The sequence below is a fragment of the Paraburkholderia sp. J7 genome (assembly GCF_905220155.1).
Lineage (GTDB): Bacteria > Pseudomonadota > Gammaproteobacteria > Burkholderiales > Burkholderiaceae > Paraburkholderia.
Genome location: NZ_CAJMYZ010000016.1, coordinates 172,282 through 195,680, shown reverse-complemented (window position 1 = coordinate 195,680; position 23,399 = coordinate 172,282). Strand labels below are relative to the sequence as shown.

The following is a 23,399-nucleotide window of genomic DNA, read 5'->3' as shown; positions in this document are numbered from 1 at the left end:
CAGTGGATGAATGTGTTAGGCCGTTCTCAGGCCTGTTCGATATCGCTGGCGAGCTCGTGATGGTCGTACGAATCCTCTGCAACCTGCCAATCGCCCGCTCCAATTTCGCACCTGACTTTTGTGGCCTCTGCCGTGGAGACGGTCAGCGTTTGACCATTCGTTAGCATGCCCTGCTGCTTGAGCGTTCCATCAGGAAGAAAAATGCGATACGGTTGGTCGGCGACACTCTGCCCGTCTCCGAAATTTTCCGCGACCGTACTAACATCAAATCGCTGCGTAAAAAGCTCCGCAGGGTTTTGCTCCAGCGGTGTGACCGGCATCACCGGGAGCGGCATTTTCATGGAGGATGCCGGAGGCGCATCCCACGAAGGTGTCTTCTCGAGAATTGGCCCAGGAGATCCATTGATGATCCCACTGCCATTGATCTGGATGTACGAGCCACCCGCGCCAATCCAGACTTCATCCCTCGCAGTAGTGACGACACGCCCGTTTGAACTGCTGATTGTCACGTCTTGGAGCGCAGCCAGCGACATCGGACCACTCTGCGCCTGCGCGATCCACGGCCCTTTCGCTGCGATGAACTTCATCCCGAGCTGATACGAAAATAGCGATACCGATCCCCTCACCGATGCATGGTACGAACGTCCTGTCGAGAAGCTGATATCGCCGCCGGCGGAAAACGCCGTATGCGTGCCGCTCACGATATGCGTCATCTGCTCTGCCGAGGCGTGCAGATTGGCTGCGCTCGAAATCGCAATATCCGGATTCTCGAATTCGGGGAAGTCGTGGGTGTCGGCCCCACCGTTGCCACGCAATGCGCTATTCGCGCTCTTGATCGCGTTTGCGACATCGTTCTGGTTGCTGGTACTATCCTGCGCCCCATGTTGCAGCGCCAGCTGGGCCATGTCTTGATGGAGACCCCGCGCCGCAGTCAGCCGCGCGAGCATTTCTGCGATTTCCTTTACCTTCCCCGCTGCCTTACCTCGCGTGAAGCTTGTCAGAAGAAGGCCCATTGCGGCGCGCACGACACCCCAGAGATCAGTCCGCAGTTCGAAACCTTCGCCTCGCGCGTCCTGCCGTCCCTTGTTGCCGTCAATACGCGTGTTGTAGCCCAGGCTCAGGCTCGACTTGCCATGGTCGCTTGCGAGCTGCGCCTGCTGCTTGTCCCTCGTGTCGTCGAGTGCAAGATGGTTCGATGCCAGACTTCCGTCCATGCGGCTGCGCATGCCGGATAGCCACTGGTTATGAGGTAACTCCCAGCCAGGCAGGTTGTGCGCATTGACGAGGCTCCCCAACATCACGGGCATGTCGGGGTTCCCGTTGATGTATCCCAGTACAACCTCGGAGCCAATACGCGGGACAGCGAACGTGCCCAACTGCCCGTTCTGCCATTGCTGCAAGGGGGTAACCCAGATGAACGAGTCTTCGTCGAAGTTCCCCTTACGGTCAGGCACTGGCTGCAGGCGGATACGCCCCTGCGCGTCGGTCCAGATGATGTGGCCGTCCGGTCCGGTCACGATGGCGCGCTCGGTAACCACCATCGGGAGGGGTGTTTCCAGAGGCATGCGGTAGTATTCGTTCGCTGGCTGGATCTCGAATTCCGTTTCACAACGGAATTCCTGCGCCGTTCCACTTACCTGGCCGACCTCGACGAGGGTGAGTTTCGTGCACAGCACCAGATACTCGGTATTCACTTCATCAAGTGGATAGCCGGTCAGGTGGAATGTGAATCCCGGCAGCATCCCGCGCATGTTGCCGTGGCCGTTCCCTCGCAGCCCGACGCAGCGCAGCGCCTGCATGCGCACGAGAGCGGCGAAATGGGTTTCCGCCTCCACATCGTTCGGCGTGGCACTCAGGCCTGTTGCGCCCTGCAGCGGCTGGCTGACGTTTGCGTACGCGAAGAACTCCTGATCCGCACCGGTCGTATCGCGGGGATCTTCCTCCTCCTCCCGAAGCGGTTCGACGTTTTTGCCGAGTCGTGGGCGCTGTGGATCATGATCCACAGCCGTCACCTTGCCTTCCGTCACGCGGCTGGCAACATCCAGACGGTCGATGTGTTCTTCGTCGAACCGGTTGTCCGGAGCATAGCTGATGGAATCGTAGGCTTCGCCGTGCGGATGGAACGCACCCAGCGAATCTGCGAGGATCATCACGCACCCACCCTTGCGGTGCTCAAACCAGTAGAAGATGCCGTAGTGTTCGCACAGGCGGGAAAAAAAGGCGAAGTCCGACTCGAAGTGCTGGCGAATCAGGTCGCGCGTGGGATAGTGCTTGAGGATGAGCGGACCGTCGATGCGCAACTCATACGACGTGTAGCGCCCCATTAGCTCTTCGAGCACATCAAGGACAGTGCATTCCTTGAAGAATCTGTAGTCCTGACCGAGTCTCGCCTGCGCGAACGGTGGTTCAATCACGAAGCGATAGACCCGGGAGCGGGCATCCTCACGCAGGAATTCCGCCTGCGTGACGTGGCCGTTAATCTCGCGTACATGGAAGCCGCGGTTGCCACGGCCCGTGTCGCCTGGCATGCCCGGGACAAATTCCCCCTTCCCCGGTATGTCGATGTATAGCGTCACGTCCTTTCCGACGAGGGCGTTGTGGTCGAACGCGGGCATGCTTGCGCCCAACTCCAGTGACTCGACACTCGTTCGACACAGCACCTCGTAGCGGAACAGCATGCCGACGCCCTCCACACCCTCCACGCTGACGGGAACGAGAAGCGGCCGTTCCACCCGCTCACGCTGCCCGATGGCGTTGTAGCGCACGAGGGTCCACGTTGGCAGATTGGCACCGCCAATCATCAGCGTATGTTCGGGTTTGCGATAGCTGCCAAGGTTTTCGTTGTTCATGCCACCCTCATGCCGTCACGAGCGTAGCTCCGCACGCCGTTTTGTCTCCGATAAACGCAACGCGCACCCCACCATGGGTGCGCGCTCCCTTCGCGATAGTGGGGACGCCGCCGCACTTCGGGAATTTGACGCCATGGCCGTCGAGCGCGACGCGGATGCCCTTGTGCGTCAGGTTGGGAGCAGCGTCAATGACTTCGCCGCCGTGGTCGGTCGTATCGCCAGGACGGGCTGCCTCACGTCCCGTTACTGCAACTCTCATCTGCGATGGCTCCATGAAAAGGTCTTTTGATGCCAGCTCGAACTGCCTCAGCGTCATCCTGAACGGACAGGGGGCGCAGGCACTACAGGACTATTCCGAAAAATGGGAACCGGATAGCGATTCATGTCATCAGTAGATCGAATTAATCAGGACGCATCAAGTCGTCCGATCGACGCCGCTGTGTCTGCGCGGTGTGCTGACGTGCGTATGGACTGCGGGAGCGCAAAAGCTCGCTGGCGACTGCCTGTGAAGATTCTGCGTGGTTCATGATTCAGGCAACACCGGTTACGATTCACTCAGCCATTGCGAAAGCAGATCAGCTGGAATGGCGTTGATCACCTCTGCGTACGGCTTGCCGACGAACTGTTCCGCACGGTGAAGCAAGACGGGAATCGGACTGCTCGGTTCGTTCTGCTCGAACCACGTGCGCGCCTGACGGATCATGCCGAGCGCGGTGTGACGATCCACAACAGCGCTGGCCGGTCGTGTTACAACGGGCACCACGTCCGAAACCTGTGCGATCGGTTGCACTTCAGCATCGATTTCATCGGACAGTGCGGCAACCTCTTCCATCGCGCTTTCCTCCATTACGAGCGCCGGCTCAGGGGTGAGTTCGCCGTGCGTTCTCACGAGCGGTGCGAGCAGCCGTTTCAGCGCTGAAAGATCCGGCAGGAATGCGCCGAGATGTTCGTGGCACCACGCTTCGATGGCCTCCAGGCTTCTGAGCGCATCATCAAAGCCTGCAAGCAAGGATGGTTGCTGGGCACGCAATTCCCCAAGTTGCCGTGAGACCGATTCGGGTGCAAGCGCATCGGCCATTCGTGGCCATGCAAACGAGCGTTCCACATCTCTTACCTGCAACCGCGTTGCGGTCGAGCGCGTGAGTGCAATCTCCCGCAGATCGGACAGAAGGCCGTCCGTGTCGGTCAGCGACTGCATGGCATTCATGCGAATCTCGAGCGCCGCATCGCGGTCCTCGTCGACATCTAGTTGCGGGTGAATTGTCTCCGGCCAGGCCGCGAGCCACGCGGAAAGAAGTGCCAAACCTTCGGCCAGTCCGGCTGCAGCCCTCGTGCGCGTGCAGCAGCGCGTGTACAGGACAGCCAGCCGGATATCCTTGCTTCGCATCATCAGGCGTCTGCAATCGCGCTCGACGTCCGTCCAGTTCACCGGATCCGGCACGCCAACAAAATCGCCATACTGCGCTTCCGATCGCGCCGCCACCGCAGCGCCCAGTACGACGAATTCCGGGTCATACTCGAGGTCGACCCCGCACGGCAAATCTTCCTTCACCGGCGACATCCAGTCGTGCGTAAGAGGCGACTGTTGACGTGCTTGCGCGTGTTTCTGTTTCTCTCGACTCATGATTACCTGATTTCCAGAAATTTGATCGATCAGACGTTGCCCGACGACACGACGCGTGCTGGCCAGCGGGCGATCAGACCGCGCTGCATGGAATGCAGTTCGGTCTGAGAAGACGCACTGGTCGATGCGTGATGAGCGAGGAAGTGCTCGAGAATGAGCCCGAGCAGCCAGGGACTTGTGCCGGAGAAGCCCGCTTCATCCACTGTCAGGACAGATGTGAGGCTGCGACCGAACATCATGGGCCCGTTGCCCGGCAGCATACGTTCGACCATGCGGGTTTCCATACCGATGAGGCCTTCGACCTGACGCAGTCCCTGTGCATCGTTGGGCGCGAGGAACAACCGCAACAGGTCGCGCAGGTTCCTGCCGCCTGCACGGTGATCCACGCCAGCAAGCGGCACCTGGTTGAAGTTCAGATGCCGGATGAGCCGCCACGGCACGTCGCGACCTGAGCACGGCGGCCGCGGTATGCTCGGAGGACGCACCAGTCCCACGGACCGGATAGCATCGCCTGCGCCTTCATCCGCCAGATCGAGATCGTCGAGCCCATCGCGGGGCACCAGCATGGGCAGGTCGCGGTTGGTCACCCAGGCATCGGCCATCAGATAGCGCAGGGAACCGTTCCAGGGTGCGTCGTTCTGGTCGACGAGGGAGACGAACGTCTCGGTGCCGATGTACGATGTGCGCGTGCCGTTATGCCGGGCAGCGTCCGATGGCCGGCGCGGTTCACGCCGTATCGTGAAGTAGCGTCCGCAGTTTGCGCCGTCGCTGTTCACGGTCTCGAACAGCGGTCGGAATTCGGTTCCCAGCGACGTCGGCGTTTGCTGTGCGATGACCTTACCGACGGAAAACACTTCGTAGTCTAGAGGATCGAGTCTGGAGGCAGACAGCAGGGTATCGGTGCTGCCCGCTGAGATCTCAAACTTGTCGGTGCGCCGACTGAACAGGTTGATGACTGGCGTGCAGAAAAGCGCCAGGCGCGATGCGTCCACCATGCTGGCATGCTTCGTGGTGAGCTGGTCGAGCAGCACGATGATCTCGACCTCCGGGCCCTCCACGCGCCTGAATCCTTCAGCCAGACCTGTCAGTGTGAAAAAGTAGAAGCGAGACGGACACGCGAAGTACTCGCGCAGCAGGTTATGACCGTGAAACTTTGACGAGGTTAGTGGCAGCAGGCCCTGTGCGGTTCCGAGCCCCTCATGCGCGAGCGGCCCGGCTGCGACAGCAGACGCATTGCCTTTGATACCGAATTTGCCGGGTTCGCCAACCAGGGAAGCGATACTGGACGCATGCAATAACTCAAACAGATGGGACGCGACATGCTCGTCGCCGCACAGGTAAACCGGCAGACGATCCAGACCCTGAAGGTCGGCAATGCGTGCACCATTTGTGGTGCGCAGCCTCAGGCGCATGGCACCGCGCACCTGACGCTGCGACGGAACGTAGTGCGCAAGGCCGGCGACATCCGCGGGAATTCCGGTGAGCCTGACGTCGCTGATTTCCAGCGGATACAGGACGACGTCCTGGGCACTGCGGAACTGGCATGGCGTCTTCTCGCCGCGCGCGACGCGCGATCTGAATGTGGCGCCACGGGGGACGTGATACCCTTGCGGGGAAAGCCCGTGCGTGTGGTGCGGATAGATCCGTGCCACCGAGATGGAAGGCGTAGGGGCGAGGTAACCCGGCGAGATCACGTCAAGCAACCGCGCGGCAAACCTCGGAAATTCCGCGTCAAGCTTGACGTGTGTACGCGCTGCCATCAGGCAAAACGCTTCGACCAGAAACTCGACATACGGGTCCGCGGTTTCCGGTATCTTCTCGCCCAGGCGCCCGGCGATCTTCGGGTGCTGCTGCGCAAACCCTGCGGCAACCTCGCGAAGGCGGATGAGTTCTGCGGTGTAATAATCCAGCAACCGTGGATCCATTCAGGGGTCTCTTGTTATAGGGGTAAAAACCACCGGCAAGGAATCAGGCCGTGCTTCAGGCCGGCCGTCTGGGTGTGGCGTGAAGCTGGCTCGTCTGCAGATCGAGTGTGCTCTGCACCATGAATTCCAGCGGATAAGGATCCATACGGATCATGCCGCGTATCTGGAACGTCAGGTTTCCGTAGTGGCCCGCCCCCTCGCCTTCGAGCGGAACGATCACCAGTTCGTCCGGAATCAGCCTGGGCTCGAAATTGAGGATCGCCTGGCGCACGGCACTCTCGAGATCCGGCCAGCTGCGTGTCGCGACATAGGCCCCAGCCAGCGGCGGCACGCCGTAGTTGATCGTCGAGGCGGCGGCCTCAGGGTGCAGGCCGGCATCAATCTCGTCGCCAAGGTTTGTCGTATTGAGCAGGTAGGCGAGGTCGCGCTGGACGATGTCGCGCATCTGGGTGCGTGAGACGGCGTATTCACCTGGCGCTTCGTGCAGCCGGTGCGGTGCAGGATCGGCCAGCCGGTCGAGCAGCGTGGGCATGAGAAGAGTGTCCTGCCGACGTGGCGCCCTGACTGACTGCGGCACCTCGTGCTTGCGTCGTGTCATTGTGAGGAGGCTCCACGCGTTTCACTGACGGGAGCATGCAGCGAGTCGCCCTTGCGCGCGAAGGTGCAGGCAGGCCAGTCGAACAGGCCAACGTCCCCCATGCTGGTGACCCAGGTTTTCCGGCCATCTCCGATCACGCCAGTGCGCCCGCATTCATGCCACAGTGTCTGGTGCCCAAGATCCAGTGCGTCGCGATCCGCTGCTGCGTTGCTCCCCGCGTGCGCAGCTGCCGGTATTGGATAGCGTGAAGGCATGAAGCCTCGCACGAGCGTTCCGTCATGGAGCGTGACCGAACATGACACCCACAACAGGTCCATGAGCTTCGCCGGTGCCGCGAGCTGCCATGACGCAACGTCGTCGAACGGCAACCATCGGTACGAACCCGCTGTCATGATTTCGCAGACTGGTCCCAGACGCGAATCACTGTCGGCGATCCAGTCAAAGGCTGTGTCCCCTGCATGTCCCGATGTGAAAGGTGTAACGTCGAGCGAGCGCCCACGGACGTCATCGGCGGCCGCGAATTCACCGCGTGCTGTCAATTCCAGCGCCTGGACCATCCCCTGTACCCAGGCCGGCATCGCGTCAAGTACATAGCCGGGTGCCCTGCGTCCCAGCATGACTTCCTCGCGCCACCGTTCGGCCCTCACCAGGTCACGGCAGGCCAGCACCTGGGGAAGGCTGTCCTTGTCGAGTTGACCGAAGACCTGCAGTTGCCGCATGGCGCGCTCCCAGTCGCGGGCAACACACAGCCACTGAAAGAGTGCCCATCGATGGGATGCTTCGCCAGGGTGCTGACGGACCTGCGCCTCGATCGCCGCGATATGCTCCGCTGTGGTGCGCCGCCCACTGCCCTGCGACGACAGACTGGATTCTGCTGGATGAGTCATGAATGGTTATCGGTTTTCTTCAAGGCGCCACCTGGCTCATTGAGCGGACTGTCGATGGCCAGCGTGTGGTGTTCGCGTTGCGTGAGTGCCGGTGGGCGCGTCGGTTCACCGGCCGGCTTTGCTCGGTATTCCGGTGGTGCGAAAAGCCGCAATATCTCAGGAACAGATTCGCCCGGATCCGGCGCCCTATCGCTTCCGAGACCACCGAAGGCCTGTTCCATGCGTTCGATGTCCGAAAAGAGGCCGCTGATTGCACCACCAGCTCCAGTGTCCCAGGTCTCAGGATGATCATGGATTGGCTCACTGACAGGAGTACCGAGACTGGACGGCACCCATGTTCCGCTCATCAGTGACTGGGGCGTGTCGAGCGCCTTGCAATAGCTTGCGTACAGCGTTCCCAGCAGACCATTGCCATCAATTGACGCTGCTGCGGGCGAGGCACTCTGCCCAAATGCGGGATCGAACTGCCGGCCGCGATCGTCCAGATGTGATCCAAGGAGATCAAGGATCGGGTCTTCTTCTGTGCCACGCGATGCGACATCGACACGCACGTTCGCTGGATCATCAGAACCTGCATCGAAACGTCGTGATGCAGGTTCTGATACGACAGAAACGCCGCGAGCAAGCTGCGATAGCCCGGTGGGCTCATCGTTGCGCTCGATTGTCGAGACCCTGCTGCGAAAGAACCTGGTTATCCACATAGCTGATTCACCGGTCACGTACGTCCCGTAGCCGGGGAGCCCCCCGACGTCTGAGTCGACTGGCATTCAATCTCCAGGACTCCAGATCATTAATACATAATTCCAGTCATCACGTCCACCTTGTGGATTTTCCGAGACGACATGGTTCGTAGTTCTATTAGAGTAAAAATTCGGGAATCTGGCACTGAAGAAGATATATACCCAGGACAATTCTGAAAATGCACCGACACTCACGTAGGGATTACCAGCTAGAGTTATCGGATAACCATGCCGAAACCTATCATCAGCCCTTTTTTACTATTTCAAATATATCGAAGTCATCTTGGTGCAAATCAAGATTCACGGATTCTAATTCGATTTCCGGCGAATAACCTGCTTTCGGACAAGATGTGCGTTGATTATGGCACGCATCGAAATGAAATTGACGGGCCGGAGTATTGATGTTGATAATCGACGCAAAGCTTTCCATGAAGTGGGTCATTCTGCATAAACGATATGGACTCCTAGAATAGTCCTAAGCGCACGTGCATGGAACGCGAGTGATTTAACAGGCAGGCAGTCCCGGTGACGGCCGACCTGAAGAACCGGTTCTATAAAAGGCTGAATCTATGGCAATTCCACGCCGCGCACTGTTCGGCAAACTTGGCGTCACGCTGTATCGCAGCATCGAATCGGCGAGTGCGTTTTGCAAGCTCAGAGGGAATCGTTATATCGAGATTGCGCACTGGTTGAACCAGCTTCTGCAATTGCCCGACAGTGACCTGCATCGCATTCTTCACCATGCCGGAATCAAGCGCGACGTCATTGAACAGGATATCGTGCGCGCGCTCGCTGCACTCCCCGCTGGCGCCACATCGATGTGTGACTTCTCCTACGACATCGAACAGGCCATCGAACGCGCGTGGGTGATCAGCTCGCTCCGGTATGGCGAGCGGCGCATTCGGAGCGCGTGGCTGATCGCGGCGTTGCTCGACTCGCCCGAACTGCGGCGAGTGCTCCTCGGTGTCTCGCCTGCGTTCGGCCAGATCTCTTCCGAAGATCTCGCGAGCAAACTGCCTTTGTGGATCGACGGGTCGCCCGAGGCGGCGGAGCTCCCGTACGACAACAGCGACTTCTCCTCAGCTACACCCGGGGAAGCGTCGCAATCCGTTGCCAGTACATCGGGCAACGGCTCATTCGAACAGTATTGCCAGGATCTCACGGCGCGTGCGCGCGCCGGCGAAATCGATCCCGTGGTCGGTCGCGAGTACGAAATCCGTACGATGACCGACATCCTCCTGCGGCGTCGGCAGAACAACCCCCTGCTCACTGGCGAAGCTGGAGTAGGCAAGACCGCGGTGGTCGAAGGACTTGCGCTGGACATTGCAAAGGGAAAGGTACCGCCGCAACTGGCACGTGTGCGTCTCATGGCGCTCGATGTTGGGGCGCTGCTTGCCGGTGCGAGTATGAAGGGTGAGTTTGAAAAGCGCCTGAAGGATGTGCTGGAGTCCGCCGCCAGATCGCCGGTGCCGATCGTCCTCTTCGTCGATGAAATCCACACGCTCGTGGGTGCGGGTGGTCAGGCTGGAACGGGAGACGCCGCCAACCTGCTCAAACCGGCACTTGCCCGGGGCACGATACGCACCATCGGTGCAACCACCTGGTCGGAATACAAGCGGCACATCGAGAAGGATCCCGCGCTCACCCGACGCTTCCAGGTTCTGCAGGTTGCCGAACCCGAAGAGGCGAAGGCCATCGACATGGTACGCGGGCTCGCAGGCATCTTTGCCGCGCACCACAGCGTGACCCTGCGCGACGAGGCAATCCGGGCGGCTGTCACGCTATCCCACCGCTATATCCCGTCGCGTCAACTGCCCGACAAGGCGATCAGCCTGCTCGATACCGCCTGCGCTCGCGTGGCGCTCTCGCAGCACACGGCACCTGGCGAGTTGCAGGATGTGCGGCAGCGTTCTGCAGCCGCGCGCGTCGAACTTGAACTGCTTACGCGGGAGGCACGAATTGGTCTCGACGTGAGTCTTGCTGTGCGTGAGACGCAGGCTCGTATTGATGTTCTCGTGACCGAAGAGCAGGCCGTTGAAGCCAACTGGCAGAAGCAGGTCTCTGCAGCGCAGGCCTTGCTCGCAGCACGGGAGGAAGTCCTTGCGCGCCACGGTGAACAGGCGCGTGCCGAAGGCCGCGAGAACCTTCGCGCGTTCGAGCAGACGCTGCGTGAGCTGCAGGGGGAAAATCCAATGGTCTTCCCGGAGGTCAGCGAGGCGATCGTCGCACAGATTGTTTCGGACTGGACGGGCATTCCCGCCGGCCGCATGGTCAAGGACGAGATCGCTGCGGTGCGCGCGTTACCGTCCACGCTCGCAACGCGGGTCATCGGCCAGACAGGCGCCCTGCTCCAGATCTGCGAACGTGTGCAGACTGCGCGGGCAGGACTGGCTGACCCCAGGAAGCCGTTGGGTGTCTTCCTGCTTGCCGGCCCATCAGGTGTGGGCAAGACTGAAACCGCGCTGGTGCTCTCCGAAGCACTCTACGGCGGTGAACAGAATCTCATCGTGATCAACATGAGCGAGTATCAGGAGGCGCACACCGTCTCCGGGCTCAAGGGAGCACCGCCGGGCTATGTCGGCTACGGAGAAGGCGGTGTGCTCACGGAGGCGGTGCGCAGGCGTCCCTACTCGGTCGTGCTGCTCGACGAGATCGAGAAGGCACATCACGACGTCCACGAAATGTTCTTCCAGGTTTTCGACAAGGGCTACATGGAAGACGGTGATGGGCGCTTCATTGATTTTCGCAATACGACGATCCTGTTGACCAGCAACTCAGGCGCAGAACTCATCATGAACCTATGCGCAGATGAGGTGCTCTCGCCTGACCAGGATGCGCTACGTAGCGCGCTGGTGCCTGAACTGCTGAAGACTTTCCCCGCGGCCTTTCTTGGGCGCGTCAGTGTCGTGCCCTACCGGCCGCTTGCTCGCGGGACACTCGCGGACATTGTGCGCCTGCATATGGATCGTCTGGTGCGCCGCATGGCAGACAACCAGGCGGTCGTGCTCACCTACAGCGAGCGCGTCGTCGACTACGTGGTGTCACGCTGCCTTGTCGAAGAAACGGGAGCACGTGTACTGATCGGCTTTGTCGAGCAGCATATCCTGCCCAGGCTCTCAGGCCTGTGGCTGGACGCGCTGGCAGCGAAACAGGCACTCACCTCGATCGCAATTGATGTGGACGATCAGACAGCGCCGCCATTGCAGGCACTGACGTTCACTACCGAGCCCGAAGTTCTTTCCCACGCCACGGTCGATCCAGTCTGATCGGCCCCTTCCACGCCTACGGAGTTCATGCATGTCCGTCACCAACAATTCGCAGAAGTTCATTGCACGTAACCGCGCCCCACGCGTGCAGATCGAGTATGACGTTGAGGTCTACGGTTCGGAAAAGAAAGTCGAGCTCCCCTTTGTCATGGGGGTGCTCGCCGACCTGTCCGGCAAACCCGTCGAACCGCTGCCCGCGGTCGCAGACCGACGCTTCCTCGACATCGACATCGACAACTTCGATGAGCGCATGAAGGCGATCAAGCCGCGCGTGGCCTTTGCGGTGCCGAACACCCTCACTGGCGAAGGGCAGCTCATGGTGGACATGACCTTCGAGAGCATTGACGATTTCTCGCCTGCGGCGGTCGCAAAAAAAGTGGAACCGCTCAACCAGCTGCTCGCCGCGCGCACGCAACTCGCCAATCTGCAGACTTACATGGACGGCAAGTCGGGAGCCGAAGCGCTCATCAACAAGCTGCTCGCCGACCCGGCACTGCTCCGCTCTCTCGCCTCGGCGCCGAAGCCCACGATCGAAAACGATCCGAACGCTGAAAATCCGGCCACCTGAATCCCTGGGACCACTCGTACCACCTGGTCGGGGCGACTTTCACTTAAGCAGGATAACGAAGGAATATCATGGAAGCAAAAGAGGTTCACCAGGCCGCAGGCGCCGCGCAATCGGCAGACGTCTTTTCACAACTGCTTGAGCAGGAATTCCGGCCGAAGACCGCCCACGCGCGCGAGTCGGTTGACTATGCCGTGCGCACGCTCGCCGAACAGGCTTTGGCGCAATCCATCACGATCAGCGACGACGCCTACAAGAGCATCGAAGCGATCATTTCCCAGATCGACCACAAGCTCTCTGAGCAGATCAACCTGATCATTCACCACAGCGATTTCCAGAAGCTGGAATCGGGGTGGCGTGGCCTGCACCACCTTGTCTCGAACACCGAAACCGACGAGCGCCTGAAGATCCGCTTCATGGACGTTTCGAAGGAGGAACTGCGCCGCACGATGAAGCGCTACAAGGGACTCGCGTGGGATCAGAGTCCCCTCTTCAAGCAGATCTACGAAGAGGAGTATGGTCAGCTCGGTGGTGAGCCCTACGGCTGCCTCGTTGCCGACTACTACTTCGATCACACGCCGCCGGACGTCGATCTGCTCGGCTCGATCGCAAAGATCGCGGCCTCGGCGCACACGCCGTTCATCTCGGGCGCCTCGCCCTCCGTGCTGCAGATGGAGTCGTGGCAGGAGCTGGCCAATCCGCGTGACCTCACGAAGATCTTCAACCAGAACCTCGAATACGCGGCCTGGAACTCGCTGCGCGGCAGTGAAGACGCGCGTTACATTGGCCTTGCCATGCCGCGCTTCCTGTCGCGTCTGCCGTACGGCGCGCGCACAAACCCGGTCGACGAGTTCGACTTCGAGGAAAACACGAACGGTCCGGATCATCGCAACTATGCGTGGAGCAATGCTGCCTACGCGATGGGCGTGAACATCAACCGCTCGTTCAAGCTCTATGGCTGGTGCTCGCTGATTCGCGGCGTGGAATCGGGTGGCACGGTCGAGAACCTCCCGTGCCACACGTTCCCGACTGATGATGGTGGCGTCGACATGAAGTGTCCGACGGAGATTGCCATCTCGGATCGCCGTGAAGCGGAACTCTCGAAAAACGGTTTCATCCCGCTCGTGCATCGCAAGAACACCGATCATGCAACGTTCATCGGTGCGCAGTCCCTGCAAAAACCTGCGGAGTACACCGATCCGGACGCGACGGCCAACGCCCATCTGTCTGCCCGCCTGCCGTACCTCTTCGCCTGCTCACGTTTCGCACACTACCTCAAGTGCATCGTGCGCGACAAGCTCGGCGCTTTCCGTGAGCGCGAGGACATGCAGCGCTGGCTCAACGAATGGGTCATGGAATACGTGGACGCCGATCCGGCCAACTCGTCGCAGGAGACGAAGGCACGTCGGCCGCTTGCGGCAGCCGAGGTGGTCGTGGAAGAAGTGGAAGGCAAACCCGGCTATTACCAGGCGAAATTCTTCCTGCGTCCGCACTTCCAGCTCGAGGGCCTGACGGTTTCGCTGCGCTTGGTGGCGCGTCTGCCGTCGGTCAAGGAAGCCGCCTGAAGTGACCGGCAAGGTGCAGGGGAAATGAAGTTTTGTTTGCAGGAAGGTAGTCAACAGACCACGGCTCATTCAGCCGCAGGGTAAGGCAGTACTTTTCCAACGAAGGAGTTTCAGATGGCGCAGGATATCTTCATCAAGATCAACGGCATTGATGGCGAATCGCAGGATTCGGCCCACAAGAACGAAATCGAAGTCAAGAGCTGGAGCTGGCACATCGCCCAGCAGTCCAACATGCATATGGGCTCGGGCGGTGGCGCCGGCAAGGCCACCGTTGACGACCTGACGTTCGTGCACCTGGTGGACCGTGCAAGCCCGAATCTCATGAAGTACTGCCTGACCGGCAAGCACATCGACCTCGCGGTACTGACGATCCGCAAGGCCGGCGGCAATCCGCTCGAGTACCTCAAGATCACCATGAGCGACGTGATCGTCACCCAGGTCGCGCCGTCGGGCAGCAATGCGGACAACGGTATTACCGAGCAGGTCCGTCTGTCGTTCGCCAAGGTCAAGCAGGAATACGTCGTGCAGAACGCCCAGGGCGGTAGCGGCGGCGCAGTCACCGCCGGCTATGACATCAAGCTCAACAAGGAAGGCTGATCGCTTCCTGAAGTCGGTGGCCCGGACTCACATTCGGGCCACTCTCGCCTTTTCACTCGCCCGTTCTTTCCGATGACCCTGTCTATCCGAGCCACCGCGACAGCCTGTCTGTTGGTGCTGGGCCTCGCCTCATGCACCACCAGCGACACCTCGAAAGTCGCCCACGAACCGGTCAAGCTGGATCTGTCGATCAAGGCCTCGTCGGGTGTCAACCCGGATGATCAGCAACGCGCGGCGCCGATCGTGGTTCGCATCTACGAACTGAAGAATCCGGATGCCTTCACGAGTGCCGATTTTTTCTCCCTGCAGGAGAAGGACAAGGTCGTGCTCGCCGACGATCTGGTGATACGCGACCAGTTCCAGCTGCGCCCGGGTGACCAGAAGGCCATCGCGCGCAATGCAGATCAGGCAACGACAACACTGGGTGTGATCGCGGCCTATCGTGATCTCCCCAACTCGGTCTGGCGCGCCACCTGGACGCTGCCGCCGTCACCGACCGCCGCGTGGTATCACCGCGGCCCAAAGGTAAAACTCATCATCAGTCTTGACGCGAACGCGATCAAGATTACCGATGCACAACAGAGCAGCAAGTAACGGAAGAATCCCATGAGCTGGCACAACAAGGTCGTCTGGGGCGAAGGACAGTTCCTGCGCCCGCAGGCTTTCCAGCAGCAGGAGCGCTATCTCGAGCAGTTCGCCCACCGGCGGGCCGCGCCGCTCTCGCCGTTTTTCTTCGGATTTTCACACTACTCGATCGATCAGGAAGCGCTGTCGCTCGGCAAGGTGATCGTCAAGTCCGCGAGCGGCGTCTTCGCCGATGGCACCCCCTTCGACGCACCGGGCAGCACGCCGCCTCCGGCGCCGCTGACCATCCGTCAGGAGCACCTCGAGCAGACCATTCATCTGGCCGTGCCCATTCGTGTGCCCAATGGCGAGGAAACGAGCTTTGAAAATTCTCCGGATTCGCTCGCACGCTACAGCGTGTTCTCAACGGATCTGCGGGACACGAATTCGGTCGGCCAGGGACCGCGTGCAGTTCAACTAGCGAACCTGCGCCTGCGGCTTGTCCCCGAGAAGGAAATGACCGATGCATGGATCGGCCTGCCACTCACGAAGGTCAGAACGCTGCGTGCTGACGGCAGCATCGAACTGGACGAAGCACTGATTCCACCCGTTGCGGGTTACGGCGCGAGCGAACTTCTCGTGAGCTGGCTCGCAAAGATTCATGAACTCACGCGTCTGCGCGCCGATGCACTCGCCAAACGGCTCACCGGCAGCGATGGCAAGGCTGGCTCGGTCGCGGAGGTGTCGGATTATCTCCTGCTGCAGACGCTGAACCGCTACGAGCCGCTCCTGCAACATCTTCGCCGCGTGCCGACAACGTCGCCCGCGGAACTGTACGCCGTGCTGCTGAGCATGGCGGGCGAGCTTTCCACCTACGTTCGCCCGGAAACCCGCCGGCCGCTCGATTCGCACCCCGCCTATCAGCACATCGAGCCGCACATCTGCCTGAAGCCACTCGTTGACGACGCGCACTGGCTGCTCAATGCCGTGCTCGTGCGCAGCGCGCAGAGCATCCCGCTCAAGGATGCGGGCTACGGCATGCGCAATGCCGTTGTCGATCCCGGCGAGCTGCGCAGCTTCACGGCCGTCGTGCTCGCCGTCGCCGCGCAGCTACCAGCCGATGCACTCGAGAAGCAGTTCGCCACGCAGGCAAAGGTCGGGCCTTCGGAGCGTCTGCCGGATCTCGTGCGCGCGCATCTGCCCGGTGTCCCCCTCCAGTCACTCCCGGTACCGCCGCGCCAGATTCCGTTCAATGCGGGCTACATCTACTACGAACTTGCACGCAGCGGTCCGCTATGGGACGCGATAGTGGCGCACGGTGGCATTGCCCTGCACGTGGCAGGTGACTTCCCGGGGCTGAAACTTGAATTGTGGGGTGTGCGCTGAATCACCATCGGAATCAGAAAGGCAGGCGACGGAATACCCGGCCTGCCGCGCAACGCTAAAAAAAATCAGGGGGAAGAATGGTGAACGCAGAGGCAACCCGGAGCATGCCGGGCCGCCCGGATCTGGATCCGGCACCCGGCATGCCCGTGACATCGGGCCTGCTGTCCTCGATACCCGCCGGGGAAGCGCCAGTCGACCGGCTTCGCGCGATCGGGCAGGCGCAGAATCCACTGCTTGAAGCGTCGCGCCCGCTGCTGCGCGCGCTCGCCGACATGCCGGCCGAGCTTGATCAACGCGGTATCGATCAGTTGCACCAGTTGCTCAAGCTGGAGGTACGTGCATTCCAGCGACTGTGTGAGCAGGCCAACATCCGTCGCGACCACATGATCGGTGCCCGTTATTGTCTGTGCACGGCGCTGGACGACGCAGCCATGCAGACAGAATGGGGCGAGCGTGAAAAAGGTCTGGACTGGATCAAGAACGGCCTTGCCACCGAGTTTCACGAAGACCGGCATGGCGGTGACAAGATCTATCTGCTGGTTTCGCGCCTGATGAGCGAACCACGTGAACATCTCGACCTGCTCGAAGTCATCTACCGGATCCTGAGCCTGGGCTTCATGGGGCGTTACCGGCATGATGCCGACGGTCCGCGCAAGCACGACGCCATCCGTCAGCGAATCTATACCGAACTCCAGACGCAACGCGGCAGCGTCCCCCTTGCGCTTTCACCGCGGGCCGCTTCGGACGCCGGCCACCGGCGCATGTCGTTCTACGATTTTCCGGTCTGGATCACATTCGTAGTGCTCGGCCTGATCCTGGCCGGCCTCTTCGGCTGGTTCAAGTACCACCTGCTCGACCAGAGCGCCATCGTCGAAAAGCAGATCATCGACATCGGCCGTCTCACGCCCCCGCCGGCGCCGCGTCTTCCGCACCTGAAGGAACTGCTCAGGAACGAGATCGCTGCCGGCACGGTGAGCGTCGACGAGGATGCTCGCCATAGCTCGGTGACGTTCCGTGGTGACTCGATGTTCCCACCGGGCGGTGTCACCGTGAACGCGTCGATGGGGCCGCTGATCGCAAAGATTGCCAACGAGGTGCTCAAGGTGCCAGGCAAGGTCACTGTCACGGGCTACACCGACAACATTCCGATCAGGAGCCGCCAGTTCGCCTCGAACGACGAACTCTCGGAAGAACGCGCCACCCAGGTCATGCAGATGCTGCAGGCCGATGGCGTGCCCGTCGCACGCCTGGAGGCGATCGGCAAGGGCGAAGCCAATCCGCTGGGGGACAACGCCACGCCGCAGGGACGCGCGCAGAACCGCCGCGTTGAAATTACCGTTACGCCTTGAATGCGAAGGATGCTGGAATGAAGAAGCTGTCGTTTCTGTGGTCGCGCTGGTTCCTGGCGTTACTGGTGCTGCTGGTTCTCGCACTGCTCATCTGGTTTCTCGGACCGTTCGTCGCGTTTGGTGGCCTCAAGCCGTTGGCCAGTGCCGGCCTGCGCGTGATCGTCATTGCGTTGATGCTCGCAGCGGTCCTGCTGTGGATCGCGGGACTCACCACCAGTTTCGCGGTTGGTGCGCTCGTCTGTCTGCTGATCTGGTACGCCGCGCCATTGCTGAGTTTCGGCACGAGTTCCCCGTTTGCGTCCGTTGCTGCGCGTGTTGTCGCGATCGTGGTCGTCCTTGCGTGCTTCGCAGTATGGGGCCTGTGGTGGCTCTGGAACCGGATGCGCAGCGACGAAACGTTCCTGAAGAAGGCACTGGCCTTCGGATCACGCAAGGAGCCGTCGCCTGCCGCGGATCGTCTGAAGGATGTCGAGCAGCGCTTCAATGCTGCGCTCGCGCGCCTGAAGGCCATGCGCACGGGCGCGCGTGGTCCCGGCCGCCTCTTCCAGGGCACACGTTACCTTTACGAAGTGCCGTGGTACGTCACGCTTGGCTCGAACGCGTCGGGCAAGACGAGCGCACTGCTCAACGCCGGCCTGCCCTTCCCGCTGGGCGCTGCGACGCATCGCACCTCGGGTGCACCCGCAGGGACGAAGAGCGTTGACTGGTGGCTGACCAATGACGCGGTCCTGATCGACACGGCGGGGCACTATACACGTCACGGCATGTCCGTGACGTCGGGCCTGCTGGAGCCGCAGCGCATCGCGAACGCAAAGGCAGGGGACGTCGCTGCGCCGGCGCAGATCGCCACCACTGTGGCGCCCAGCGCGGCTGCATCGTTCCCAGCGACCTCCACAGCGACGACGGCGCTCACAGCGCCATCGCCCGGCAAGCCCGCCGTCACGGACGTCGCACGCGTCGATGCGGCAGAGTGGGCGGGCTTTCTCGAACTGCTGCGCCGCCACCGGCCACGCGCACCGATCAACGGCGCCATCGTCTCGGTCAACCTCGATGTGCTCACTTCGCCGGACCCCGCAGCGCGTGCGGAAGAGGCCGAAGCGCTGCGTGCCAGACTGGCCGAGCTGCGCGCAACGCTTGGCATCCGGTTTCCGGTCTATTTGATCATCACCCAGATGGACCGCATGCCGGGCTTTACCGACTACTTCAGCTCGCTCACCGAGGAAACGCGCGCCCAGATGTGGGGCTTCACCTTGCCGCTCACGGGCAGCGCCGCGCAGGCCAACCTGTCCATGCGCTGTGAAGGCGAGTTGCGCCAGCTCGCGGGCCGCCTGACCAGCAGCGTGAACACGCGTCTGGAAGATGAATACGATGCAGAACGCAGGCGGCGCCTCGCGGCACTGCCTGAGGCGTTCTCCGCGCTCACGGCACCACTTGTCGACCTGCTCTCGCAACTCTTCATCGACTCGCGCTACGACGACACTCAACTGCATGCGACGCTGCGCGGCGTGTATTTCACGAGCGCCGTCCAGGGTGGTTCAGCCGTCGTGGCGGAGCCGCTCACAGTCGTGGAGCGCCTGGCCACGGGGCTGAACCGGAGTCTCGCCACACATCCGGTGCGCGCCGAAGGCCATCTGAGCTATTTCCTGCACGACCTGTTCACGAAGATTGTCTTCCCGGAAGCGCACCTGGTCAGCCCCAACCTGCGCTGGGAATACCGCTTCCGCGTGCTGCGACTGATCGGCCACGCGCTCGCCGTGCTGCTCTTTGTGTGGCTCGCGATGGGTCTGCGCACAAGCTTTGGCAACAACAGCGACTACCTGGCGGTAATCCAGCGCAAGACACAGGCACTCACGGCAAAGGTGACGCAGCTCTATCGCGACCCGAAACCTGAAACCGTCCCGGATACGCTCAGCGAGGCACGCTATCTGCCCACACTCACCGGTCTCGATCTTTCCGACCCTGACGGCGGCTACCGGTATGGTCTCTACACTGCGCCACGTATCGTCGACGCGAGCCACGATACCTATCTTGCGCTCGAAAACAACCTGCTGGTGCCACAGATCGTGCGTCGCATGGAAGACGTCATCTCGCAGTCGATGGCCGTGAAAGATGCCAAAGGAACCTACGACGCGCTGCGCGTGTATCTCATGCTGTATGACAAGGCGAAATTCAATGCCGGCGACGTGAAGGCCTGGGTGCTCGACGACTGGGCGAAGACCGACAGCGCCTCGATCTTCGGCGGCCGGGCCACGATGATCGAACACCTGCAGCAACTTTTCTCCGGTGAGCACGTTGTTCAGTCGCCGCTGATCCGCAACGATGGCCTGATCCAGCAGGCACGCGCTTTCCTTGATTCGAGTAACGCGACGCAACGGATTTACGATCGCGCGAAAGCGGACATGCAGAAGGAAGCGCCCGACGAGTTCACACTGCTGCGCGCCGTGGGTCCCCAGGCGGGTACCGTGTTCACGCGGGCAAGCGGCGCCCCGCTTTCGCGCGGCGTGCCGGGCCTCTTCACGTTCGACGGCTATCGCAACCTGTTCGACAAGCGCCTGCGCGAGTTTGCGCAGGCCGCGCGTGATGACGATGCGTGGGTGATGGGACGCTCGTATCTGGGCGAGGCTCAAAAAAAAACAGCTGATCTCGTAAGTTCAGTTGCCGACGGGGACGACGCGGTCACTGCAGCAATCCGCCGGCTCTACCTCACCGAGTACGCCCAGCAATGGGATGCGTTCCTTGGCGACATCCGCACGGTGACGGGCACGAGCCTGTCGTTCAACCTGCAGGTGCTGCGTCAGCTCGCAGCGCCTGACTCGCCTCTGGCGAGGCTGGCGCGGGCGGTCGTGCATGAGACAACGCTCACACAGCCCATCGCCAGTGACGGTTCGCTGCTCCAGAAAACCACCGACAAGCTCAACCAGAAGACGGGAGGCGCTTTCGGTATCCGGGCGGAAGAGCGCATCGAGCGTGAACTCGTCGACAGCCACTTCGCCGCACTGCGGGAGATGGTGACCGGTAGCGCGGAAGTCTCCGGCAGTGGTCCGGACAGCGGGAACGCATCCGCCACCCCGGCCGACAAGACAGGCCTCGACGGCGTGTCGAGCATGCTCAACGACTACTACACCGCGCTTACGGTGGCGGATAACGCGATCAGCAATAACAGCATGCCACCTGCGAGCGACATCGCTGCAAAGCTCAAGATGGCGGCGAACACGATGCCCGCGCCCTTCCGGGCGGTGCTGCTCGGCCTGTCCGTGCAGGGCTCGCGCGAAGTGAACCTGGGCATCGGCCAGCTGCTCTCGCGTCAGATGCAGAGCGTCGTGAGCGACACCTGCCGTCTCACGGTGGAAGGCAACTATCCGTTCTCCCCCAGCAGCAAACGTGACGTAAGCATCGATGACTTCACCCGCGTGTTCGCGCAGGGCGGCGTGATCGACGACTTTTTCACCAAGAATCTTGCGCCCTTCGTCGATACCTCCGCGAAACCCTGGCGATACCGCACGCTGCCAGGCGCCACCGAGCCCGTTCAAGGCCCGGATCTCGAGCCCTTCGAGCATGCGAAGGCCATCCGCGATGTCTTCTTCGGTGAGCAGGGCAAGCAGTTGCAGTGGAAAGCCGAAGTGCGTGTGCCGGAAATGGATCCGACCATCCTGAGCCTGTCGATCGATATCGACGGCCAGAGCACCCTGTACCAGCATGGGCCCGTCACGCCGCTCAGCGTCAGCTGGCCGGGCCCGCGTGGCGGCGTGCACACCGAGATCACGGCCAGCCCCCGCATCAAGCCCGATACCTCGACCATCTCGACCGACGGTCCGTGGGCATTGATGCGCCTGATCCACAAGGGCGAAGCGATCCAGACAGCCACACCCGGGCGCACGCGCGTCGCCTTCGACTTCGACGGACGACGCGCTGTGCTCGATCTGGCGAGTGCAGGCAGTGTGGCCAATCCGCTCACGAGCGACGTGCTCACCACGTTCCGTTGCCCAAGCTCCATGCCAATGCTCAGCCTGCCGGACAGCGGTCCGCCGACAGGCCTGCCACCTGCAGGTGCACCCGTACCCGCGATGCCCGCGGCTGCGCACTGAGGACGCGCGATGAGACAGACTGAGCAGACCCAGATGTTCGGGGGTACGTTCGATATTCCGCTGTCCTACGGCGAGCGGCTGCAGGCGGCCGCCGCCGCGCCTCACCCCATGCTCGAGGCGGCCAGACCGCTGCTGCAGGCACTGCGGACCACGCCAGCAGAACTCGCTGCAGATGACGTCCTCGCGCGCCGGCAATGGCTCCTTAGCGAAGCGAAGATGTTTGAGCGCGTGTGCGCGGCTCTGAAACTGCCCCGCGCGGATGCGGACAACGCGCGCTACTGCCTGTGCACGGCGCTCGATGAAGCGGCCATGCAGACAGCGTGGGGCAAAGGCGCAGCGACAGGGACCGAATGGAGCGCGAACGGCCTGGCCACCACACTGGGCTACGACCGTCAGGGAGCGGACCGCGTCTTTCATCTGATCGACAGCGCCATGCGCCACCCCACCTCGAACGGTGAGTTGCTGGCAGTGTTCCAGCAGATCCTCGCGTGCGGCTTCAAGGGCCGTTACCGTCGCACACCGGATGGCGCGCGCACGCTGAAGGCCGTCCTCAGGAACCTGGACCAGACAATCAGCAAGGCAAAGGAAGCCCCGCGCGCCAAAGGCGCGGCAGGACACAGGCGGGATGACCCAAACGCGGCCGCATCGACTTCGGATGACGCGCAGGACACCGTCTTCGAGACGCCGCGCACCGCGCGCTCCGAGCCAGGCGCGTCCCCACGCAGGACACCGGCGGATGATGTTGCCGACGTGGCGTTCAGGATGGGCCCGTCCAAACGGCGCGCCACCGGCAGTCCAGGCCGGTCCCGTCCGGGGAGCCCCGATCGCCGCCGCTACGTCGCTGGCGCACTCGCTGCGGTCCTCATCACGGGGCTTCTGGGCGCCGGCGGCTATGGCCTGTGCGCACGACGTGCACAGGACAAGAGCCAGGCCGGCAGCCTTCAGGTCATTGCTGCGGGAATTCACAGCCGGCTGGCCCACAGCGGTGACAGCAATGCGGTGTCACTCAACGAGAACGACGATCATTCCCGTCTCGCGATCCGCATCGACGGCATGTTTGCGCCCGGACAGTACACGCTGAATCCGGCTGCCGTACCGCCAGTCACCCAGGTCGGAGCGGCAATCGCGGCAGAGCCCGCAAACGTGCTGGTTCATCTCACCGGCTACACCGACGACACGCCCTTTGAAAGACCCGGTGGACTCTCCAACCAGGCGCTCTCGACGCTACGCGCGCAAAGCGTCATGCATGCGCTGGCCAGTGCCGGCGTCTCACCCGAGCGCATCACGGTCAGCGGCAGTGGCGAATCGTCACCGCTTGATGATAACCACACGCGTGAAGGACGGGCACGCAACCGTCGCGTGGAGATCGCGGTGGAACAGTGGCGATGATCCTGTCGCG

General features: G+C 61.7%; 17 protein-coding genes. 9 read left to right on the top strand and 8 right to left on the bottom strand.

Annotation, left to right across the window (positions count from 1 at the left end):
• Nucleotides 1-26: 26 nt before the first annotated feature.
• The 8 genes from U5A58_RS25480 to U5A58_RS25445 all read right to left on the bottom strand — a co-directional run bounded on the left by U5A58_RS25480 (nucleotide 27) and on the right by U5A58_RS25445 (nucleotide 9,053).
• Nucleotides 27-2,849, bottom strand: coding sequence for a type VI secretion system Vgr family protein (locus U5A58_RS25480; RefSeq protein ID WP_321963552.1), 2,823 nt, complete (start codon nucleotides 2,847-2,849; stop codon nucleotides 27-29).
• A gap of 7 nt (nucleotides 2,850-2,856) precedes the next feature.
• Complete coding sequence (locus tag U5A58_RS25475) at nucleotides 2,857-3,108, bottom strand: PAAR domain-containing protein (protein WP_321963551.1); 252 nt, start codon at nucleotides 3,106-3,108, stop codon at nucleotides 2,857-2,859.
• A gap of 285 nt (nucleotides 3,109-3,393) precedes the next feature.
• Entirely contained in the window at nucleotides 3,394-4,473 is a 1,080-nt protein-coding gene (locus U5A58_RS25470) for an ImpA family type VI secretion system protein (RefSeq protein WP_321963550.1), read from the bottom strand.
• 29 nt (nucleotides 4,474-4,502) lie between these two features.
• Nucleotides 4,503-6,398, bottom strand: coding sequence for a type VI secretion system baseplate subunit TssF (gene tssF, locus U5A58_RS25465; protein ID WP_321963549.1), 1,896 nt, complete (start codon nucleotides 6,396-6,398; stop codon nucleotides 4,503-4,505).
• 55 nt (nucleotides 6,399-6,453) lie between these two features.
• Nucleotides 6,454-6,930, bottom strand: a complete 477-nt coding sequence (gene tssE, locus U5A58_RS25460) for a type VI secretion system baseplate subunit TssE (RefSeq protein WP_321963548.1) — start codon at nucleotides 6,928-6,930, stop codon at nucleotides 6,454-6,456.
• 62 nt (nucleotides 6,931-6,992) lie between these two features.
• Nucleotides 6,993-7,883, bottom strand: coding sequence for a type VI secretion system accessory protein TagJ (locus U5A58_RS25455; protein WP_321963547.1), 891 nt, complete (start codon nucleotides 7,881-7,883; stop codon nucleotides 6,993-6,995).
• Complete coding sequence (locus tag U5A58_RS25450; RefSeq protein ID WP_321963546.1) at nucleotides 7,880-8,650, bottom strand: TagK domain-containing protein; 771 nt, start codon at nucleotides 8,648-8,650, stop codon at nucleotides 7,880-7,882. Before U5A58_RS25450 ends, U5A58_RS25455 begins: the two co-directional genes overlap by 4 nt.
• A gap of 217 nt (nucleotides 8,651-8,867) precedes the next feature.
• Nucleotides 8,868-9,053, bottom strand: coding sequence for a hypothetical protein (locus tag U5A58_RS25445; RefSeq protein WP_321963545.1), 186 nt, complete (start codon nucleotides 9,051-9,053; stop codon nucleotides 8,868-8,870).
• 139 nt (nucleotides 9,054-9,192) lie between these two features.
• On the opposite strand from U5A58_RS25445, the gene tssH reads away from it, so the two are divergent.
• From tssH to icmH, 9 genes are all read left to right on the top strand, one after another.
• Complete coding sequence (gene tssH, locus U5A58_RS25440; protein ID WP_321963544.1) at nucleotides 9,193-11,889, top strand: type VI secretion system ATPase TssH; 2,697 nt, start codon at nucleotides 9,193-9,195, stop codon at nucleotides 11,887-11,889.
• Between the two features lie 31 nt (nucleotides 11,890-11,920).
• Nucleotides 11,921-12,457, top strand: a complete 537-nt coding sequence (gene tssB / locus U5A58_RS25435) for a type VI secretion system contractile sheath small subunit (RefSeq protein ID WP_321963543.1) — start codon at nucleotides 11,921-11,923, stop codon at nucleotides 12,455-12,457.
• A 68-nt stretch (nucleotides 12,458-12,525) separates the two neighbouring features.
• Nucleotides 12,526-14,019: a type VI secretion system contractile sheath large subunit gene (gene tssC / locus U5A58_RS25430; protein ID WP_321963542.1), complete on the top strand. Its 1,494-nt coding sequence runs from the start codon at nucleotides 12,526-12,528 to the stop codon at nucleotides 14,017-14,019.
• A 114-nt stretch (nucleotides 14,020-14,133) separates the two neighbouring features.
• The gene (locus U5A58_RS25425) at nucleotides 14,134-14,616 is read left to right on the top strand and encodes a type VI secretion system tube protein Hcp (protein ID WP_321963541.1); all 483 of its coding nucleotides are present in this window, start codon (nucleotides 14,134-14,136) and stop codon (nucleotides 14,614-14,616) included.
• A 72-nt stretch (nucleotides 14,617-14,688) separates the two neighbouring features.
• Nucleotides 14,689-15,210 (top strand): type VI secretion system lipoprotein TssJ, encoded by a 522-nt coding sequence (gene tssJ, locus U5A58_RS25420; RefSeq protein ID WP_321963540.1) that lies wholly within the window; start codon nucleotides 14,689-14,691, stop codon nucleotides 15,208-15,210.
• 12 nt (nucleotides 15,211-15,222) lie between these two features.
• The gene (gene tssK, locus U5A58_RS25415; protein WP_321963539.1) at nucleotides 15,223-16,566 is read left to right on the top strand and encodes a type VI secretion system baseplate subunit TssK; all 1,344 of its coding nucleotides are present in this window, start codon (nucleotides 15,223-15,225) and stop codon (nucleotides 16,564-16,566) included.
• Between the two features lie 140 nt (nucleotides 16,567-16,706).
• Entirely contained in the window at nucleotides 16,707-17,915 is a 1,209-nt protein-coding gene (gene tssL, locus U5A58_RS25410) for a type VI secretion system protein TssL, long form (protein ID WP_321963576.1), read from the top strand.
• 17 nt (nucleotides 17,916-17,932) lie between these two features.
• Complete coding sequence (gene tssM, locus U5A58_RS25405; RefSeq protein ID WP_321963538.1) at nucleotides 17,933-22,000, top strand: type VI secretion system membrane subunit TssM; 4,068 nt, start codon at nucleotides 17,933-17,935, stop codon at nucleotides 21,998-22,000.
• Nucleotides 22,001-22,009: 9 nt separating this feature from the next.
• Nucleotides 22,010-23,389, top strand: a complete 1,380-nt coding sequence (gene icmH, locus U5A58_RS25400; protein WP_321963537.1) for a type IVB secretion system protein IcmH/DotU — start codon at nucleotides 22,010-22,012, stop codon at nucleotides 23,387-23,389.
• The last annotated feature ends 10 nt before the right edge of the window (nucleotides 23,390-23,399 follow it).

What these genes read in the sequence shown, in the direction of transcription:
- U5A58_RS25480 (WP_321963552.1), bottom strand. Translation starts at nt 2,849, where the DNA reads ATGAACAACGAAAACCTTGGCAGCTATCGCAAACCCGAACATACGCTG.
- U5A58_RS25475 (WP_321963551.1), bottom strand. Translation starts at nt 3,108, where the DNA reads ATGAGAGTTGCAGTAACGGGACGTGAGGCAGCCCGTCCTGGCGATACG.
- U5A58_RS25470 (WP_321963550.1), bottom strand. Translation starts at nt 4,473, where the DNA reads ATGAGTCGAGAGAAACAGAAACACGCGCAAGCACGTCAACAGTCGCCT.
- tssF (WP_321963549.1), bottom strand. Translation starts at nt 6,398, where the DNA reads ATGGATCCACGGTTGCTGGATTATTACACCGCAGAACTCATCCGCCTT.
- tssE (WP_321963548.1), bottom strand. Translation starts at nt 6,930, where the DNA reads ATGCCCACGCTGCTCGACCGGCTGGCCGATCCTGCACCGCACCGGCTG.
- U5A58_RS25455 (WP_321963547.1), bottom strand. Translation starts at nt 7,883, where the DNA reads ATGACTCATCCAGCAGAATCCAGTCTGTCGTCGCAGGGCAGTGGGCGG.
- U5A58_RS25450 (WP_321963546.1), bottom strand. Translation starts at nt 8,650, where the DNA reads ATGCCAGTCGACTCAGACGTCGGGGGGCTCCCCGGCTACGGGACGTAC.
- U5A58_RS25445 (WP_321963545.1), bottom strand. Translation starts at nt 9,053, where the DNA reads ATGGAAAGCTTTGCGTCGATTATCAACATCAATACTCCGGCCCGTCAA.
- tssH (WP_321963544.1), top strand. Translation starts at nt 9,193, where the DNA reads ATGGCAATTCCACGCCGCGCACTGTTCGGCAAACTTGGCGTCACGCTG.
- tssB (WP_321963543.1), top strand. Translation starts at nt 11,921, where the DNA reads ATGTCCGTCACCAACAATTCGCAGAAGTTCATTGCACGTAACCGCGCC.
- tssC (WP_321963542.1), top strand. Translation starts at nt 12,526, where the DNA reads ATGGAAGCAAAAGAGGTTCACCAGGCCGCAGGCGCCGCGCAATCGGCA.
- U5A58_RS25425 (WP_321963541.1), top strand. Translation starts at nt 14,134, where the DNA reads ATGGCGCAGGATATCTTCATCAAGATCAACGGCATTGATGGCGAATCG.
- tssJ (WP_321963540.1), top strand. Translation starts at nt 14,689, where the DNA reads ATGACCCTGTCTATCCGAGCCACCGCGACAGCCTGTCTGTTGGTGCTG.
- tssK (WP_321963539.1), top strand. Translation starts at nt 15,223, where the DNA reads ATGAGCTGGCACAACAAGGTCGTCTGGGGCGAAGGACAGTTCCTGCGC.
- tssL (WP_321963576.1), top strand. Translation starts at nt 16,707, where the DNA reads ATGCCCGTGACATCGGGCCTGCTGTCCTCGATACCCGCCGGGGAAGCG.
- tssM (WP_321963538.1), top strand. Translation starts at nt 17,933, where the DNA reads ATGAAGAAGCTGTCGTTTCTGTGGTCGCGCTGGTTCCTGGCGTTACTG.
- icmH (WP_321963537.1), top strand. Translation starts at nt 22,010, where the DNA reads ATGAGACAGACTGAGCAGACCCAGATGTTCGGGGGTACGTTCGATATT.